This window comes from Aureispira anguillae (genome assembly GCF_026000115.1).
Classification (GTDB): domain Bacteria; phylum Bacteroidota; class Bacteroidia; order Chitinophagales; family Saprospiraceae; genus Aureispira; species Aureispira anguillae.
Genome location: NZ_AP026867.1, coordinates 3,164,737 through 3,182,405, shown reverse-complemented (window position 1 = coordinate 3,182,405; position 17,669 = coordinate 3,164,737). Strand labels below are relative to the sequence as shown.

Annotated in this window: 11 protein-coding genes; 9 read left to right on the top strand and 2 right to left on the bottom strand. The window is 37.2% G+C overall.

Annotation, left to right across the window (positions count from 1 at the left end; translation table 11 throughout):
• Positions 1-59 precede the first annotated feature (59 nt).
• On the top strand, positions 60-1,775 hold the full coding sequence (locus AsAng_RS12320; RefSeq protein WP_264793092.1) for an ArnT family glycosyltransferase: 1,716 nt from the start codon (positions 60-62) through the stop codon (positions 1,773-1,775).
• 18 nt (positions 1,776-1,793) lie between these two features.
• Here AsAng_RS12320 and kdsB read toward each other — a convergent pair whose 3' ends face one another.
• Together kdsB and AsAng_RS12310 are read right to left on the bottom strand one after the other, a co-directional pair.
• Positions 1,794-2,567, bottom strand: coding sequence for a 3-deoxy-manno-octulosonate cytidylyltransferase (kdsB, locus tag AsAng_RS12315; RefSeq protein ID WP_264793091.1), 774 nt, complete (start codon positions 2,565-2,567; stop codon positions 1,794-1,796).
• A 13-nt stretch (positions 2,568-2,580) separates the two neighbouring features.
• The gene (locus AsAng_RS12310) at positions 2,581-3,033 is read right to left on the bottom strand and encodes a hypothetical protein (RefSeq protein WP_264793090.1); all 453 of its coding nucleotides are present in this window, start codon (positions 3,031-3,033) and stop codon (positions 2,581-2,583) included.
• A 206-nt stretch (positions 3,034-3,239) separates the two neighbouring features.
• Here AsAng_RS12310 and AsAng_RS12305 point away from each other — a divergent pair, with 206 nt between their 5' ends.
• The 8 genes from AsAng_RS12305 to AsAng_RS12270 all read left to right on the top strand — a co-directional run bounded on the left by AsAng_RS12305 (position 3,240) and on the right by AsAng_RS12270 (position 17,589).
• The gene (locus AsAng_RS12305; protein WP_264793089.1) at positions 3,240-4,277 is read left to right on the top strand and encodes an amidohydrolase family protein; all 1,038 of its coding nucleotides are present in this window, start codon (positions 3,240-3,242) and stop codon (positions 4,275-4,277) included.
• Between the two features lie 185 nt (positions 4,278-4,462).
• Positions 4,463-5,170 carry a DUF1361 domain-containing protein gene (locus AsAng_RS12300; protein WP_264793088.1) on the top strand — a complete coding sequence of 236 codons (708 nt, stop codon included), beginning with the start codon at positions 4,463-4,465 and terminating at the stop codon, positions 5,168-5,170.
• Positions 5,167-5,799, top strand: coding sequence for a class I SAM-dependent methyltransferase (locus AsAng_RS12295; protein ID WP_264793087.1), 633 nt, complete (start codon positions 5,167-5,169; stop codon positions 5,797-5,799). The genes AsAng_RS12300 and AsAng_RS12295 overlap by 4 nt, the downstream gene beginning before the upstream one ends.
• Before the next feature lie 41 nt (positions 5,800-5,840).
• On the top strand, positions 5,841-6,338 hold the full coding sequence (locus tag AsAng_RS12290) for a CAP domain-containing protein (RefSeq protein ID WP_264793086.1): 498 nt from the start codon (positions 5,841-5,843) through the stop codon (positions 6,336-6,338).
• An 11-nt stretch (positions 6,339-6,349) separates the two neighbouring features.
• Complete coding sequence (locus AsAng_RS12285; protein ID WP_264793085.1) at positions 6,350-7,087, top strand: ABC transporter ATP-binding protein; 738 nt, start codon at positions 6,350-6,352, stop codon at positions 7,085-7,087.
• Positions 7,088-7,478: 391 nt separating this feature from the next.
• Positions 7,479-14,747 (top strand): SpvB/TcaC N-terminal domain-containing protein, encoded by a 7,269-nt coding sequence (locus tag AsAng_RS12280; RefSeq protein ID WP_264793084.1) that lies wholly within the window; start codon positions 7,479-7,481, stop codon positions 14,745-14,747.
• 716 nt (positions 14,748-15,463) lie between these two features.
• Positions 15,464-17,050, top strand: a complete 1,587-nt coding sequence (locus AsAng_RS12275; RefSeq protein ID WP_264793083.1) for an RHS repeat-associated core domain-containing protein — start codon at positions 15,464-15,466, stop codon at positions 17,048-17,050.
• A complete protein-coding gene (locus tag AsAng_RS12270) occupies positions 17,017-17,589 on the top strand; it encodes a hypothetical protein (protein WP_264793082.1) in 573 nt (190 codons plus the stop codon). The genes AsAng_RS12275 and AsAng_RS12270 overlap by 34 nt, the downstream gene beginning before the upstream one ends.
• Positions 17,590-17,669 lie beyond the last annotated feature (80 nt).

Below are 17,669 nucleotides of genomic sequence, written 5' to 3'. Positions count from 1 at the left end.
TTTAATCGGTAGCTCCTTTTTATGTTGAGTAATGATTATTTCTTAAAGACTCTAATTGAATGAAAAAGTCCACCCAATTTGTTTGGTTGATCGGTATTGTATTCGTGGTAAATCTATTGTGGATGAACCATTCTGTTACCCTATGGGATGAAGATGAAGCAGCTTATGCTGGGTTTGCAATAGAAATGCTAAACTCTGGAGATTGGGTGAATCCAGAATATCAATGGTCGGTGATTCATCGTAAAACACCGTTTCATTTTTGGTCGATTGCTATTTCCTATCAAATTTTTGGAGTCAATGAATTTGCGGTTAGAATGCCCAGTGTTTTAGCCATTTTATTGACCTGTTTGATGGTTTTTAGAATGGGGCGAACCTTAGTGGGGGACAAAAATGCAGGGCGGGCTGCTGTTATTTTGGCAACGTCCGTTCAATTGCCTTTAATGGGCAAAATAGCATTAACAGATGCTTCTTTGTTGTTATTTGAAACCGTAGCGGTTCTGTCGCTGCTCAACTTTTTAAATCGTCCCTCTTGGAAATGGAACCTTGGTCTGTGGCTGTCAATCGCTTTGGGAATTTTAGTCAAAGGACCGCCAATTATTTTATTGGTAGGAGGACTTTGGATTTTATTGGCTATTTTCCATCCTAAGCGCAAACAATTAATTCGAACACATCCTTGGTTTTTTGGGTGGCTGGCAATTGCTCCTTTTGCACTTTGGTGTTACTTATCTTACTTACAAGATTGGGCACTATGGCAAGAGACAGGCAATGGAATTCCCTTTGCGGAGTGGTGGCAAGAAGAAGCCAATGGGCATAAAATTCACCTATTGCCTTTTTTGTGGGAATGGTATGTTTTGAGAAGAATAGGGGGATCTGTTTTGGGGCAATCTGGATTTATAGGTTATCACTTCGTTGTATTAAGCATTGCTTTTTTGACTTGGCTGCCGTTTTGGTTGTTGACGCTAAAATCAACATTAAAGAGCTTCGTTCGACCATCCGAACAACAGTTAACCTTATTACTTTGGGTCGTAATGGGCTGGTTTTTTTGGGAGTTTATGAGCAGTAAATTGCCTTCTTATTCTATGGGAGCACAACCTGCGCTGGCCTTATTGATGGCTTTACAAATTGAACAACTAGAAAAGGAGCCTGCCAATCGATCTTTGGTTAATGTGGGCTTAGGGTTGTATGCCTTAATCTTTGGTCTTGTCATCATTGGTTTACCAATTTTGGGACAGTACTTTGTAGGAAATTCAGCCTTAGGATATTTATTGCCAATGAGTTTTGTTTTATTGGTGTTATTAATTCGCTTGCTACAGAAAAGAACAGGAATTAATCAGCTCTATCAGCATATCGCCATTTTTGGAGCAGCCTTTATGTTTTTACTTTGGGCCTGTGTTAGTCCTTTAGTTGAGCAATCTGCTATCAAATCTTTTGATGAGGTGATCGAAACCGCCTATGAATTGAGCGGAAAAAATGAAGAAGCACGGTTAATTTTAACTGAATTTGATATTAAACAATTAAAAATTAGCTTGTTGGTCTATGCCCAGCAACGATTTGGTGCTCATGAAGAAATGTATTTGTCTGAAGCAATAGCGGCATTTCAAGAAGAACAACCGACCGTTTTGGTTATTGGCAAAAAACACATTCAAGAATTTAGAGCAGCATTTGCCAAAGCAAAACTTCCCTTTAATGCCACAGAAGTTTTGCATCGATCTACAGACGATCAATTAAAAGAACATAACTTTTGGGTCATTAGCAATGTAGCAGAGCGTAAGTAATGGATTGGTTTGCTATCCTTAAATGATTAGAGGATTACTCTTTAACCAATCCAAGGCAATTTCAAGATCCTTAGGCGTATCAATATTGGGCGTTTCAATGGTGGTTTCTAAAATTCGAATAGCATAACCATTTTCTAACCAAGACAATTGTTCCAACATTTCCATCGCTTCTAATCGACTCGGTTTGATGTGTGGATAGTGGTCGATTAAAAAAGAACGACTAAAAGCATACAACCCAATATGTTTATAAAAATGATGTTGTGCTAACCATTCTTCTTGTGGCAAATCTCGCACAAAGGGGATAGGGCTGCGGCTAAAATATAAGGCGTTGTAAACCCCTGTCTCAATTGGATTGGAGAAGGCCACTTTTACAACGTTGGAATTAAGAAGGTCGTTTAGGTGAGTAACTCGTTTGGCGAGTGTCGCAATTGACGTTTGAGGAACCTTAAAAGCGGCTAAGGCTGCATTGATTTGTGCAGGCTGTATGAATGGCTCATCTCCTTGTATATTGACTAAAATATCATATTCTTGATCGGTCTTCAAAAAGGCTTCAATACATCTTGATGTCCCATTTTCATGTTGACCAGTCATTACTACTTTTCCTCCAAATTTTTTTACTGTATCATAAATTCTTTGGTCGTCTGTCGCAACAATAACTTGATCCAGTTTAGATAGAGCAACTTGCTCATATACTCGCTGTATCATGCTTTTTCCTGCAATATCGACAAGTGGTTTTCCTGGAAAACGACTGGATGCATAGCGGGCTGGAATAATACCAATTGATTTACTCATTTGTTTTTGTGTTTTACTCATTCTTAATTTCATGATCTAGTATTTTGTCGTGATAATTGCTATTTGCAGCTACAGGTAAGAAAACAAATAAGTGAATTAAAATAGCTCCATTCGCAAGAGCAAACCATGTAAAACCTGTACTGTGTTTAGCGATATTATCTTCTTTGGATTGGTAATAGAGGAGTATTGCTCCTAATATAATTATGAAAAAGACCATAAAAATTGACAACAGCACGCCATTCTTTCTATAAGAAGGTTTTTTGGGAAAAAATAAAATGAAAAGACCGATTACAACATAGATCGTATAAACAAAAGGAAGGACTTCTTTCAGGACTCTACGATTATACATAAAAAACCAAGAAGGAGTAGTACCAATATCGAATTCTTGTAAATAAATCCAATCTAGCCTAGTGGTATAAATTGCAAGTCCAATCAGTATAAAAAGCAATAAACGGTGTAATAACATCAGGGAATAGGTTAAGAAAAATGAAGGAATAATTACTTACTTAGTCAAGGAGCCAAAAGTTGCCTTTTTGTAGGAGCTGTACGCCCTTCAATGATACAAATCAACAAAAAAATGCCACATTAAGTTATACAAATCCATTGACGATAATCATTAATATATATCTTGCATTTGAATCTGCGAAATTTCATAGAAATAAAAACAATAAAATGAGCAAATCAAAAATAAATGGACATGGGCATTTACTGCCAGAACCGCATCAAATTCCAGCGTTCATGAAGGACAAAGAATTGTTTTGGATTGATGAGGATAAGCGTTTTATGCGCCAAAAAAACTGGTCTCGTCCGATCACTGCACCAAGTTTTTTCTTAAAAGAAAAATTGGAGTGGATGGAAAAAAATGAAATCGAACGAACCGTAATTTTGAATTTATCTCAATTGTATTGCAATGGTTTGTCCTTGGAAAATACTAGAGATGCGATTCGCTTTCAAAACGATTTTAATGCCGAGGTACAGCACAACCACCCACAGCAATTTACTAGTGGCTTTGTTGTACAACCATTGCATCTTGATTTTGCGCTTCAGGAAATTGAGCGTTGCGTAGAAAAACACAACTTGTCTTTGTTGTGCTTGCCTACCCATTTTTTAAATTCGGAAGGACAATGGACCTCTGTAGCAGATGAAAGTGTGTATCCTATTTATGAGCTGGCCAATAAGTACCAACTAGCCTTAGAAATTCATCCCTACGATGGGCAGAAAATGATCCAATTAAAGGATCAATTTTGGCGATTCCATTTGGTTTGGATGATGGCACAAACAGCAGACACCCTGCATTTGTATACGCTAAAAGATATTCCCAATCGTTTTCCGAATATTCGAACTTGTTTTGCTCATGGCTGTATGTTAGGACAGGCTAATTTGGGGCGCAGAGCGCAAGGTTTTGATGGGCGACCCGATCTGTTTCCAGACACCAAACACCCTAGAGAGGCTGTAGGGCATCCAAATTTGTTTTTTGATACGCTGGTACACGACGTTCATACCTTTCAGCTGCTCAAAAATCGCTGTGGGGTTGCACAAATTGTGGCAGGAATAGACGACCCATATCCACTTGGAGAAATGGAGGATGTTCCTAATTCTTATCCTGGTAAGGTCTTGGACGAAGCAGTTGAGCATAACATCATAACCAAGGAAGAACAGGCAATGATTTGGCACGACAATGTACTAAAGTGGCTAGGGGAATCGGCTTAGGGAAAATATAGAATTTGAAACCGTATACTACTCATAACAACCAAAAAATAAAGCAAACCGTAATTTTATGTTAAAATAAAGCTTGTCCAAAGCAATTTTAAAGGCTATTTACTATTTTTATGAAAGTACTTTGAATTTCAAAGTGAGTGTTGATTACTTTATAAAACTATAATTAATTGATTGTTATGAAAACGCTTTTGAAAAATAGTAAGCAATATATTGTGTTGAATCCATTTTTAACAACCTTATTTCTATTGTTTTCTTATGATTTTGGTTTAATCCTTTTTAGGATTTTTTATTCAGATGGATATGACTTTAGGTTTTTAGTTTGGAACTTATTTTTAGCTTTTTTGCCCTTTGTATTTATGCAGGTAGCAGTAAGTATATTGGCTAAAAAGAGGCTGAATGTATTGGCTTGGATCATGTTTGGTGTTAGTCTATTATTTTTACCCAATTCTCCTTATATTATAACGGATTTATTCCATCTTAAATATTGGAAACATAGCGCTCCACTTTGGTTTGATACCTTGTTAATATTTTCGTACGCACTGACAGGAGTGATCTTGTTTTATGCTACTTTATTATTAATGGAGCGTTTTTTAAACCATTATTTGCCTTCAAAAATGGTACAACTAAGCCTTTTAATGGTCATCTTTTTAAATGCATTTGGAATTTATTTAGGGCGTTATATGCGTTTTAATAGTTGGGATATTATTGCGAGTCCTATGGGCTTGGCACAAGAAATTCTTGAACGTTTTATGAATCCTTATGCACATCCTCGAACTTGGGGGCTTACACTAGGCTATGGATTATTATTTTTAGTTGGTTTTTATTGCATTAAATTATTTCAGCAAAGCATCCAAAAGTCATATCAATTACAAAAAACAGCATGAAAAACGACGAACTTTATAACATTTGGGCAGCAACTTATGATACCAATGAGAATAAAACACGTGATTTAGACTTAAAAATTACACAGGAGGTGTTAAAGGAGTATGAGTTTGAGCAGGTTTTGGAAATAGGAGCTGGAACAGGAAAAAACACCGCTTGGTTGGCACATAAAGCAAAGCATATTACAGCAATAGATTTTTCATTGGAAATGCTAAAACTACTCCAGCAAAAGGTAAAGGGGGCTGCTGTCGAAATTTTTGAAAGTGATCTCAATCAAAAATGGCCGCTAAAAGATGAGCAAGTTGATTTGGTGCTGGCAAATCTAGTCTTAGAGCATATCGAAAACTTGGAACCTATTTTTGCTGAAGCTGCTAGAGTAATGAAACCTCAGGGAACGTTTTTTGTTTCAGAATTGCATCCTTTTAAACAATATATGGGGAGCAAAGCTAGTTTTGAACAAAATGGTGAACGAGTGAGTTTAAATTGCTATGTTCATCACATCTCAGATTATATAGAACAAGCTAAAAAAGCGGGGTTACATTGTGTCAAGTGGCAGGAATGGTTTGATAATGAAGATAGAACAAAACCTCCAAGATTGGTTTCTTTTATTTTTGAATTAGCAACGTATTAATTTGTATTTTTGATCATATATTCATTTTTAAATAAAAACAAATGAGAACATTCAATCCATTATCCCTTTATGCTTTATTGTGTTTAATTTTTGCCTTTACAGCTTGTGAAAAAACAACGATAACTACGGATACTGAAACAAGAAATTTTGACAAGGAAAAAATATTGGAACTAATCAATGAAGTTCGAGCAACGGGTTGTAATTGTGGAACTACAGTGAAGCCAGCAGTAAGAGCAGTAACTTGGGACGATCTATTGGAAGAAGCTGCCACCAAACATAGTGAGGACATGGCTGAAAATAACTTTATGAGTCATACAGGAAGCAATGGCTCTAGTATAAGTGATAGAGTGCTTGCGGTAGGACATACGGCGAGTTCTGTTGCTGAAAATGTTGCAAGGGGCTTTACTTCTGAGGAGGCGGTTTTTAATGGATGGATGGCAAGCACAGGGCATTGCAATAACATTATGAATGGCAATATGACGGCGATAGGCTTGGGAAGAAGCGGAAATTATTGGACTTTGGTTTTGACGAAATCATAGCTTAGTTATTTATGTTAAGACTTGATAAACTTAAGATTGGGCATCAAAAGGCAGTTAATGCAACTGCCTTAAATGCAACCTTTGATATTGGAAATTTTGTGGTCTTACTAGGGCGGAATGGCTGTGGTAAAACAACGTTGTTAAGGACAATGGGGCGTTTCTTAAAGCCTTTGGAGGGACAGGTTTTGTTAAATGAGCAATCGATTCAGAAATATGCTGCAATCGATTTTTCAACACAACTTAGTATTGTCACAACACAACGCATACAAACACCCTATTTAAAAGTGTACGACTTAATTGCCTTGGGGCGTTACCCCTACTTAGGTTTTTTGGGAAAGCTACAAAAGAAGGATCATCAAGTGATTCAAAATATCTTGGCAACCTTAGAAATTGAGCATCTAGCCAACAAGTATATTGCTGCTTGTAGCGATGGCGAACAGCAAATGGTTTTGCTGGCAAGAGCTTTGGCACAAGATACGCCAATTGTATTACTGGATGAAGCAACAGCGCATTTAGATTTTGTCAATCGAATCAAAATATTTCAAACGCTACAAAAGTTGGCACAAGAATATCAGAAGCTTATTTTTTTGGCGACACATGAATTAGAGATTGCCTTAAAATTTGCCAATCAGGTTGTTTTGTTTCATGCAGGAAACATTGATGTTAATGTGCCTACTTATTTTATTCAAGAGAGAATTATTCAGCAGGTGTTTACAACAGAAGGGTTGGATTATCAACTCAATATTTAGGTTAAGGAAAGAAATAAAAAATGGTTCTTTGACAACTCAAGTCGTGTAACAACCCCTAACAAAGGGTAAGCTTTCTACTACTTTTATTAGAAGAAAGTTATAAGTATTAAGTCGTATGCTTAGTCTCTGTTAATACAGGACATACGACTTACTACCTATAACTTATAACAAAAGTAGTAATAAGAGAGCAGGGCTGTTTAATATTCCAGATGATTTGCCAAATAACAAAAAAAATCACATTTATTTAACAGTTTATGGGTTGTTTTTCTATTTATTTTTTTCGACCTTAGTATCCGAAAACTAAAACTAGTAAGCGAGTATAATAAAAAGTAGTAATGTTAACTATGGATTATTATGGCTGGTTACTTACCATGAAATATATACCAAACCTATGCATGATCCCAACAAGAATTCTTCTTCTAAGGAAGAGGGGAATTCTAATGACCCTAGTCGTCAACTTTTTTCCAGTTCCTTTTCTCAACAAAACAATCATCAGATTCCCGAAATCCAATTGCCCAAAGGGGGAGGAGCCTTAAAAGGGATTGATGAAAAATTTGAAGTAAATCCTGTTAATGGTACCAACTCCATAAGCATTCCTTTGCCTATATCTCCTGCTCGTGGAGGTTTTTCGCCCAATTTGGCCATACAGTATAATTCTGGTAGTGGCAATGGTTTATTTGGCTTAGGTTGGGGATTGGGTTTGCCAACTATTCGTCGAAAGACAGATAAGGAACTGCCTCAGTATAAGGATGGAAAAGAAAGCGATACCTTTATACTAACAGGGGCAGAAGATTTAATTCCCAAACTCCAAAAAAATGGAAACCAGTGGGAAACCATAGAACGAACCACCACGACGCATCACATTAAGCAGTACCGCCCTAGAATAGAAGGCAGCTGGCTGAGGATAGAACAGTGGTCCGAGTTAGGAACAGGAATAATTCATTGGCGGACAATTAGTACAGAAAATGTTGTTACCGTTTATGGTGACAGTCTTACTTCTAGAATTGAAAATCCAAGTTTACCTACTGGAACGGCTATTTTTGAATGGCTGATTGCTTATCGTTATGATAACAAAGGAAATTTTATCCGTTATGAATACAAGGAAGAAAAACTAGAAAACATACAGCCTAGCGTTTATGAAAAAAATCGTACTTTAAGTACAACCACCAATCGCTATTTAAAACGGGTGTTTTATGGGAACAAAAGCCATTACACTCATGGCGATGCCTTGCCTCTAAGTAGCGATTTTCTATTTGAAACGGTATTAGATTATGGAGAACATGATGTGCTTGCACCTACGCCTGTAGAAGTAAATGATTGGGCAGCTCGCAAGGATGCTTTTTCTAGTTTTAGAAGTGGTTTTGATATCCGAACCTATCGTTTGTGTCAACGTGTCTTGTTGTTTCATAAATTTGATGTACCTAATGATCAACCGATAAAAGATCTATTGGTTTCTGCACTAGAATTAAAATATGAGCGTTTTCCAGAAGAAAATGCCTCTGATCCAGATTTAGAAGGCTTTACTTATTTGAAAGAAGCTTGGAATAAGGGATATAAATACGATACTGCTACGAATAATTATCAAGAAAAAGCAATGCCTCCTATGTCTTTTTATTATCAAAGACATGAATGGAATACGACCATACAAACGCTAGAAGAAACTTCTTTGCAGCATAGTCCGACAGGAATCAATAACAGTGGATACCGTTGGACAGACTTTTATGGAGAAGGTATTTCTGGAATCTTGACAGAACAAGATCGGGCTTGGTATTATAAAGAAAACCTAGGAGCAGGGGAGTTTAGCCCTGCTAAATTATTGCATCAAAAACCTTCGTTTAATGGATTAAATGGAGAGGCAGTTCAATTTCAGGATTTAGAAGGAACAGGCGAACGACAATTAGTAAGTTGGAATGCTCCACAAGGCTTTTTTAATTTTAAGGACGGAGAAGAATGGGGGGCTTTTCAATATTTTGAAAACTTTCCCAATCGAAACATTAGCAATGATCCCAATGCTCGATTTATAGACTTGGATGGGGATGGTCGTCCTGATTTGTTGATTACCGAAGATGATTTATTTCAATGGTATAATGCAGAAGGTAAAAAAGGTTTTGGTGCTGTTAATACCTTGTTTAAAGCAGTAGATGAAGAAGAAGGACCTAAAATTGTGTTTGCCGATCAAGAACAAAGTATCTTTTTAGCGGATATGACAGGCGATGGAATGACGGATATTGTCCGCATCAAAAATCAAGAGGTTTGTTATTGGGCAAATCAGGGCTACGGTCATTTTTCGGCAAAAATCACGATGGGCAATGCACCGCATTTTGATCATGAAGAGTTGTTTAACCCTCAATACCTAAAATTGACGGATATTGATGGTTCTGGAACCACTGACTTGGTTTATCTACGTAAAAACAGCATTCAAATTTGGATGAACCACAGCGGAAATACATGGTCAGTTGCCCCTCAAATTATCAGTCCATTCCCAAGTATTGACAACCAAGTAAACATTGATTTGGTGGATTTGTTGGGAACAGGAACAGCTTGTTTGGTTTGGTCGTCAATGGGAGCCAAAGATGCGGGTACCCCGCTTCGTTATATAAATTTGACCAATAGCAAAAAGCCCCATTTATTATACCAATACAAAAACAATATGGGGGCTGCGGTTGAGTTTGAATACATTTCTTCCACCCATTTTTATTTAGAAGACAAAAAAGCAGGAAAACCTTGGGCAACTAAATTGCCCTTTCCTGTTCACGTGGTACACAAAACAATCTCCACGGATTATATTCGAAATACTGTTTTTGTCAGTAAATACAGTTACCACCATGGTTATTACGACCAAGTAGAGCGAGAATTTAGAGGCTTTGGGCGAGTAGAACAACTCGATACAGAAGATTTTAACATCTTGGATGCCACAGGAGCAAGTAATATTGATCCAGATCATTTTCAAGTGCCCATCAAAACCATTTCATGGTTTCATACAGGAGCTTCCTTTAAAGATCAAGTGCTAACCGATGCTTATCAAACAGAATATTATTCCAACCCTAGTGTAGAGCAAGCCTTAAATGGAATTATGCTACCACAATCGTTGAGTGACCAAGCCTATCTCGAAGCTTTTAGGGCTTGTAAGGGGGTGCCGTTGCGTCAAGAAGTTTATTCTTTGGATGATGAAAATACGCAGCAGGTCGATCATCCTTATAGTTGTTCAGAATCCTCTTATGAAGTGCAGTTGGTTCAAGCACACAAGGATCAAAAATATGCCTCTTTTATCGTGGTTCCCATACAGTCCATGTCCTATGGATACGAGCGGAACCCTAACGATCCAAGAATTTCGCAAGAGCTGGTTTTAGCTACTGATGAATTGGGAATTCCAACGGAGACAGTTTCCATTATTTATCCAAGATTGATTGCAGGAAATGTGCCTTGGATGGTGCAAGTTGAACAGGCAAAAATACACGGCGTTTATAAAAAAATAAGCTTAACAAACGATGTAGATCAAGACAATGCCTATCGCTTGCGAGCAGCTTATGAAGAAAAAATGTACGAGTTATTGGGCTTATCTTGGGCAACAGGAGACGCTTATTATACTAAAACGAGTATTGATAACTTATTACAAACAATCCTAACACAACCTGCTCGAAATCTAAACTTTGAACAAGCGTATGATGCTGTTTTGGGAGGCTTTCAGCAACGTTTAAGTGGTTGGGGCAAAGCCCAGTTTTTAAAAGATGATTTAACTGGCATTTTATCTTTTGGTGTACAAGAGGCGTTGGGAATTCCTGGTAAGAATTATCAATTGGCATACACCCCCGATCTGTTGACCAAGTTGTATGAAACCAGTGCAGGAACAGATTTGCTGACCACAGTAGGTTTACAGTTACCAGCTACCTCAGGTTATGTGGATTTGGATGGAGATGGAAATTGGTGGCTTCCTTCAGGGAAAACGATTTATCCAACAGGAGCAGCAACGAATTTTTATTTGCCAACAGGGGTGGAAGATGCCTTAGGGAATTTGTCTAAGATTGAGTTTGATACCTATCAATATCTCCCCGTTCGTACAGAAGATGCCTTGGGCAACACAGTAAGTACCGAATACGATTATCGGGTATTGAGTTCCCAATTAATGACCGATCCCAATGGAAATCGTGCCGCAGTAGCTTTTGATGCCTTGGGTATTGTAGTTAAGTCTGCGGTAATGGGAAAAGCAGGCAGCAACGAGGGGGATACCTTAGCAAATCCTACGGCAGAGATGCGTTATAATTTTTTTAATTGGAAGGTGCATGGAAAGCCGAACTATATTCATAGCAAAGTTAGAGAGGAGCATTATAGCATTACCAATGCGAATAACCAAGCGGAAGTTTGGCAAGAATCCTACGAATATTCCGATGGAGGAGGAGCTGTAATTTTGTCGAAAGTGCAGACCAAAGATGGCTTAGTGGGGACCAATACGGCCATAACCAAACGTTGGATCGGAAACGGTCGAACTGTTATCGACAATAAAGGCAATCCAATTAAGCAATACGAGCCTTATTTTAGTGAAACGCATGCCTATGAACCAGAAGCCGTTTTTGTAGGCGTAGGTGTCAGTCCAATTTTATATTATGATGCTGCGGGTAGAAATAATAAAACGCTATTGCCAAACGGTACCTTTGTTAAAGTCGAATTTGATGCTTGGAAAACGGCAGAATACGATACCAATGATACGGTTAAAGATAGTAAATGGTATCAAGATGTTATGGCAAGTGGAAGTCCTGAAGAGCAACGAGCTGCTTTGTTGACCGAAGCCCACTATAACACACCCACCATTAGTCATATAGATTGTTTGGGTCGAACGATTTATGCGGAGAATAGCGACGATGGTACACAAACAATAGCCGCTTTTACACAGACGGATTTGGCAGGGCGATTTAGTCAAATTTACGACCAAATTGCAACCGACCAATTGCTGGCAAATGGAACTGGAAATTACAGCATTGCTAGAAATGTAAGCAGTTATGGATTGACAAATCTATTAGGGCAGAGTGTCTATAATAAAACGGCTGTAAAAGGAGAGCGTTGGGTATTTACGGATGTTTTGGGTAGAATGCTTCGGGTTTGGGACAATCCTGACAGTGCAACAGTAGCCGATCAAAAGATTTTCCGTACGGAATACGATGCTTTACATCGCCCCCTCAAAACCTTTGTACAAAGAGGGGCAAATGCTGAAATTTGTGTGGCAAAAACCATCTATGGAGAATCTTTACCTGTGATGTTTCCTTCGACTTGGACTTGGGGAGATGTTGATGCAGTAAATTTGAGAGGGCAGACCTATCAGAGCTTTGACCAATCGGGTGTTGTAACGACTCTAGAAGTAGATTTTAAGGGCAATCCACTAGTCATGCAACGACAATTGGTAAAAAACTACAGCACAAGAATAGATTGGAATGTTGCTCAAACACTAGAGGCTGCTATTTTTAAAACCAGTAGTACTTATGACGCACTCAATCGACCTAAGTTGACGATTTTGCCAGATCATACACAATTAGTACCCACTTATAATAAAGGGGGCTATTTAGAAAAGCTATCGGCTCAAATTAGAGGAACAGGGAGTTGGATTGATTTCCTCAAAGAGCAGGACTACGATGCCAAAGGGCAGCGTCAATATGTGAAATATGGCAACGATACCATTACCCGCTTTTTTTACGATGCCAAGACCTTTCGACTGAATAATTTATTGACGACCCATAGCAATAGTGATACCTTACAAGATTTGCACTATACTTATGATCCTGTTGGTAATATAATGACCGTAAAAGATAGAGCACAAAGCACCTTTTATTATAATAATGAGGCAATTTCTCCCTTAAAAGAATATGAATACGATGCGCTTTATCGACTAAAAAAAGCAACAGGAAGAGAACACAGTGGCGCAGCAGTTCCCAGACATGAAGACTTGGCACATTTAGCCAATATGCCACATAATAGCATAGCCAATGCCGTGCGCAATTATACCCAAACCTATCAATACGATAAGGCAGGTAATATCTTACAACTAAAACATCAGGCGGGGGCTTCGGGTAATTGGACAAGAAATTATAATTATATGTTAAATGATGCCAGTAATCGTTTAAATTCTACTGAAATTGTCGGCGGAAATACGTATATTTATAATGCTTATGATGGGCATGGAAATATGACCAAAATGCCCCATTTGCAAGCACTACATTGGGATTATCAAGACCAGTTGACAGCAGTAGAGTTGAATGGAACGGGAGATAGGGCTTATTATAATTACGATGGAAGTGGACAACGAGTACGAAAGATGGTCGTTAAGAGTGGCAAAAAAACAGAGCGGTTGTATTTAGGAGGGTTAGAGCGTTATCGAGAGTATAGTGCTAGTGGAACGGTAAAATTGGAACGATGGACGCTACAGGTGGATGATATTGCACAGGTGGATACCTTGACGGTAGACAATAGTGTTACTGTAGCAACTCCTATTCCTTTGGTTCGTTATCAATACAGGGATCATCTAGGTTCTGCAACCTTGGAAACGAATGAAGATGGGGAGGTTATAAGTTATGAGGAATTCCATCCTTATGGAACTTCTGCTTATCGAACGGCTAAGTCAGGTACTGATTTGAGTCTTAAACGTTACCGTTTTACAGATAAGGAACGAGATGATGAGACGGGTTTGTATTACTTTGGGGTGCGGTACTATGCGGCTTGGTTGGGGAGATGGACGAGTTCTGACCCTGGTGGCTTTGTGGATGGGTTGAATTTGTATCAGTATGCTAGGGGGAATCCTGTTAAGTTGGTGGATGAGAAAGGGTTTAAGGCGGAGCCGCCACCTGATGATTTGGTGGATAGAGGTCAAGCTGATGAAGCAGAGCCTGAACATGCTGTAGATAGTGGGGAGTTTGACGGTGTTGTGGATAATTTGGTTTTGGTGGGAAATGATAAAGAGGAAAGAGTTGGTGATAATAGTTTTGATTATGGGGAGGAATTTAATGAAATTTCCAAACGAATTATCCCTGGTTCAAATCCAAAGCAAGAATTACTGTACTATGCGAAAATTGCAGCTACAGTAGATGGTGAAAGAAGAATACAAGAGTTAATGGATCGAGGTTCTGATTATACAGCTTCAACATGGATTATGAGCTATAAAAGTACTCAATACCAAATATCAACCAAAACAATATACTATTATAATTGGTCTGTAGTAGCTTCTTTGAAGTATGATTGGGCAAGTTCTTTTTATCAGTTTTCACATGAATTCGCCCATGCAGTATGGGTTAACGAATCTTCAATAGGTTTAAATTTAAGGCAGGTATCTCCATCAGAGTGGGATGCAGTTAATTTTGCAAATTACATAAGGTCAGTATATGGAGGAAGACTCCGTGAAAGATATGAAGATAAAAGGCTTGATGTTGATTTGTTTTTTTCAACGAACCCAGATGATTATACAACTGAAAGGATTACAGACTTCAACCTTCTTCATGTAAATAAATGGGGAGATGCTTCAGCACATGGTTATGAGTATCTATATAGTATAGATGGAACCGCTGCTACAATGCGTTATATTATCTCTTCTTATCAAAATGGAGAATACACCTTTCAAAAATTTAACTCTAGGAAAAATTATGATAATGCTATTGAAAGCTTGGGGTTACAATCAAATTAACTTAGAAATAGAAAGAAAAGATGCATACTAATAAGTTTATAAATCACGAAGCAACTAGAGGTATTGGTATTTGTCTATTGTTTTTTTCTTTTTTAATAGATTTTATACATTTCTGCAAAATGAATTACTATGATCCTAGTCATGTTGATATTTTAGTAAATCCTTTCCAACATGAGCATATGAGCTATTTTTGGTGGTTATTATCTTTTGTGGGATTACTGGGGCTTCTACAAAAAATAAAAAAAATATCATACCTATTGATACTGTTTTTTATTATGGGAGTTATTACATATGATGTGTATAGTTTTTTTTTGTTAGACCAATTAATGATAAGGGGAAGCTTTGCATTTGACATATACATATTGGAACTTGTTACTGTTATAATGGCTATTTATCTATATTTAATATTTCATAGAGAAGTTAGTTTAACTTTATGTAATATTATTTTAATATGCTTTATATATATGTTTTTTTTTATTTATATCTATTCTAATTTATTACATCCATTAAATGGTTTTTCTTTTGAATAGGAGTGTAGGAAAAAGGCATTACACCACAGAAACCAGTAGCATAGTACTATGCTAGTACTTTTGTGCCAGAGGAACAAGCTAACTTGAGTAGTTATAAAAAACTATCACTGCTTTAGTCGCTATGTTCTGTCATGTTTCTAGGTTTGGCATGTTGAGGATATAAATGTAATAAATAAAAAAAGTTCTTTGAAAATAATAGTAATACAACAATTTACAAGCCCTGTATTGGAACTATGCATAGTGGAATTGAAAGGAACAGGAGATAAGGCTTATTATAGTTACGATGGAAGTGGACAACGAGTACGAAAGGTGGTCGTTAAGAGTGGCAAAAAAACAGAGCGGTTGTATTTAGGAGGGTTAGAGCGTTATCGAGAGTATAGTGCTAGTGGAACGGTAAAATTGGAACGATGGACGCTACAGGTGGATGATATTGCGCAGGTGGATACCTTGACGGTGAACAATAGTGTTACTGTAGCAACTCCTATTCCTTTGGTTCGTTATCAATACAGGGATCATCTAGGTTCGGCAACCTTGGAAACGAATGAAGATGGGGTGGTGATTTCTTATGAAGAGTATCATCCTTATGGAACTTCTGCTTATCGAACGGCTAAGTCTGGTACTGATTTGAGTCTTAAACGTTATCGTTTTACGAATAAGGAGCGGGATGATGAGACGGGTTTGTATTATTTTGGGGTGCGTTATTATGCAGCTTGGTTGGGGAGATGGACGAGTTCTGACCCTGGTGGCTTTGTGGATGGGTTGAATTTGTATCAGTATGCGCAGAATAATCCTGTTAGGTTAATGGATGAGCGAGGGTTTAAGGCAGAGCCGCCACCTGATGATTTGGTGGATAGAGGTGAAACTGATGGAGCAGAGCCTGAATATGCTGTAGATAGAGGGGAGTTTAAAGATGTGGAAGGTGGTTTGGTTTTGTTGGGAGATGATAAAAAAGGAGAAGGATATTATTATGCTACTGATGGAAGATTTTTAGGGCAAAGAGGAAGTTCTACCAATGTTTATGTTGTTGATACAGATGAAGAAAGTTTAGAGTCTTATCAAAAACAGTATGGTTATGGCAGGCTCAATTTGGAATCTTCGCAGTTAATGAATAGCGAAGGAGAAGCTATGACACATGAACAGTTTATTACAAGGATTTTTTACAATTGGGGAGAAGGGCAGAACTCGCCACCTAAATACTATGCTCATGCAATGATTAATAGGGGTGAATCTAGAGGAGGAGAAGATGAAATTTACTCTTCAAGAAGTAAACATAAAATGATTGATGGAAGAGAAAGTGATACAAAAAAAGAGGTTAATAAAAATTATTTAAAATTTAAAAAGTATAAAGATAGTGGTTTTACCTTTGATAAAACATGGAGTGAAGAAGATAAAAGGAGATTAAAAGGTATGTATTCTGCTCATTTAGCAGCTAGTGCGGGTCTTAGTACAGATCCTGTAAAAGGACACGATTATTGGTTAGGGGGCTGGAGATATATAGATAAGGCTAGGAAAAGAAATACGAGTACTGAAAATGTACTCGTTGTATTGGTTTACAGAGGCTCAGATTCTTCTAATTACAAAAAACATCTTTTAACTAGAAAAAATTTCTCTGTGAATATTTTTTATCACTATGGAAAGCCTGCATCAGGATCGTTAGGTATTGCAGATGTCGTAATATATGATAAAGATGGAAATCAACTTGAAAAAACAAGCATTAACTCAAAAACTAAGTTAAGTTCATGGAGAATACCTCCCAAAAAAGCAAAAAAGTGATCTATAAGTTTTATGTTTTATTATTTCTTATATTTTTTAATTGCACTAATTGTGTTGAGGATAAAATAGGAAATAGGGAGTGTACACGAAAATTTAGATTGGAAAGTAATTTTGATGAAATAAAACCTAATATAAAAATTCAAAATTTTGATTCTTTATCTGTAGTTCAAGAATTTTATAAAATAGATAAACGATTACATTTTGTGAATTTCGCTGTTTATAGACTTACGTCAAATGGTGAAATTAATGGTATTGTAGAAAATAAATTATCTAATTTGGAGGAGTATAGATCCTATTTTATTTTTGATAAAGATACGTGTTTTATTAATCAATTGATTCAAGATGAAGAAATCCCATCGTACAATTTTCTAATAACTCATATCGAATACGATATTGAAGATAAAAATAAAATATATGCAATTGAGTTTTCACAAGATTGTGAGGCTTGTTTTGAAACAACAATGTACAGAGTATTGGTAAATGGAAGTTCTAATTCTTCTTTTCAGTTTTGTAAGGAATATTTATATCCAAATGACTAAAAAAAGAGCAAGGTATTCCACCTCGAGAGTAGCGATCTAGCATTGCGCCAGTAGCTTTTGTACCACAGGTATAAGCCAAC

Bases quoted from the DNA above. Each gene is read 5' to 3' on its own strand.
- AsAng_RS12320 (WP_264793092.1), top strand. From the start codon at position 60: ATGAAAAAGTCCACCCAATTTGTTTGGTTGATCGGTATTGTATTCGTG.
- kdsB (WP_264793091.1), bottom strand. From the start codon at position 2,567: ATGAGTAAATCAATTGGTATTATTCCAGCCCGCTATGCATCCAGTCGT.
- AsAng_RS12310 (WP_264793090.1), bottom strand. From the start codon at position 3,033: ATGTTATTACACCGTTTATTGCTTTTTATACTGATTGGACTTGCAATT.
- AsAng_RS12305 (WP_264793089.1), top strand. From the start codon at position 3,240: ATGAGCAAATCAAAAATAAATGGACATGGGCATTTACTGCCAGAACCG.
- AsAng_RS12300 (WP_264793088.1), top strand. From the start codon at position 4,463: ATGAAAACGCTTTTGAAAAATAGTAAGCAATATATTGTGTTGAATCCA.
- AsAng_RS12295 (WP_264793087.1), top strand. From the start codon at position 5,167: ATGAAAAACGACGAACTTTATAACATTTGGGCAGCAACTTATGATACC.
- AsAng_RS12290 (WP_264793086.1), top strand. From the start codon at position 5,841: ATGAGAACATTCAATCCATTATCCCTTTATGCTTTATTGTGTTTAATT.
- AsAng_RS12285 (WP_264793085.1), top strand. From the start codon at position 6,350: ATGTTAAGACTTGATAAACTTAAGATTGGGCATCAAAAGGCAGTTAAT.
- AsAng_RS12280 (WP_264793084.1), top strand. From the start codon at position 7,479: ATGCATGATCCCAACAAGAATTCTTCTTCTAAGGAAGAGGGGAATTCT.
- AsAng_RS12270 (WP_264793082.1), top strand. From the start codon at position 17,017: ATGGAGAATACCTCCCAAAAAAGCAAAAAAGTGATCTATAAGTTTTAT.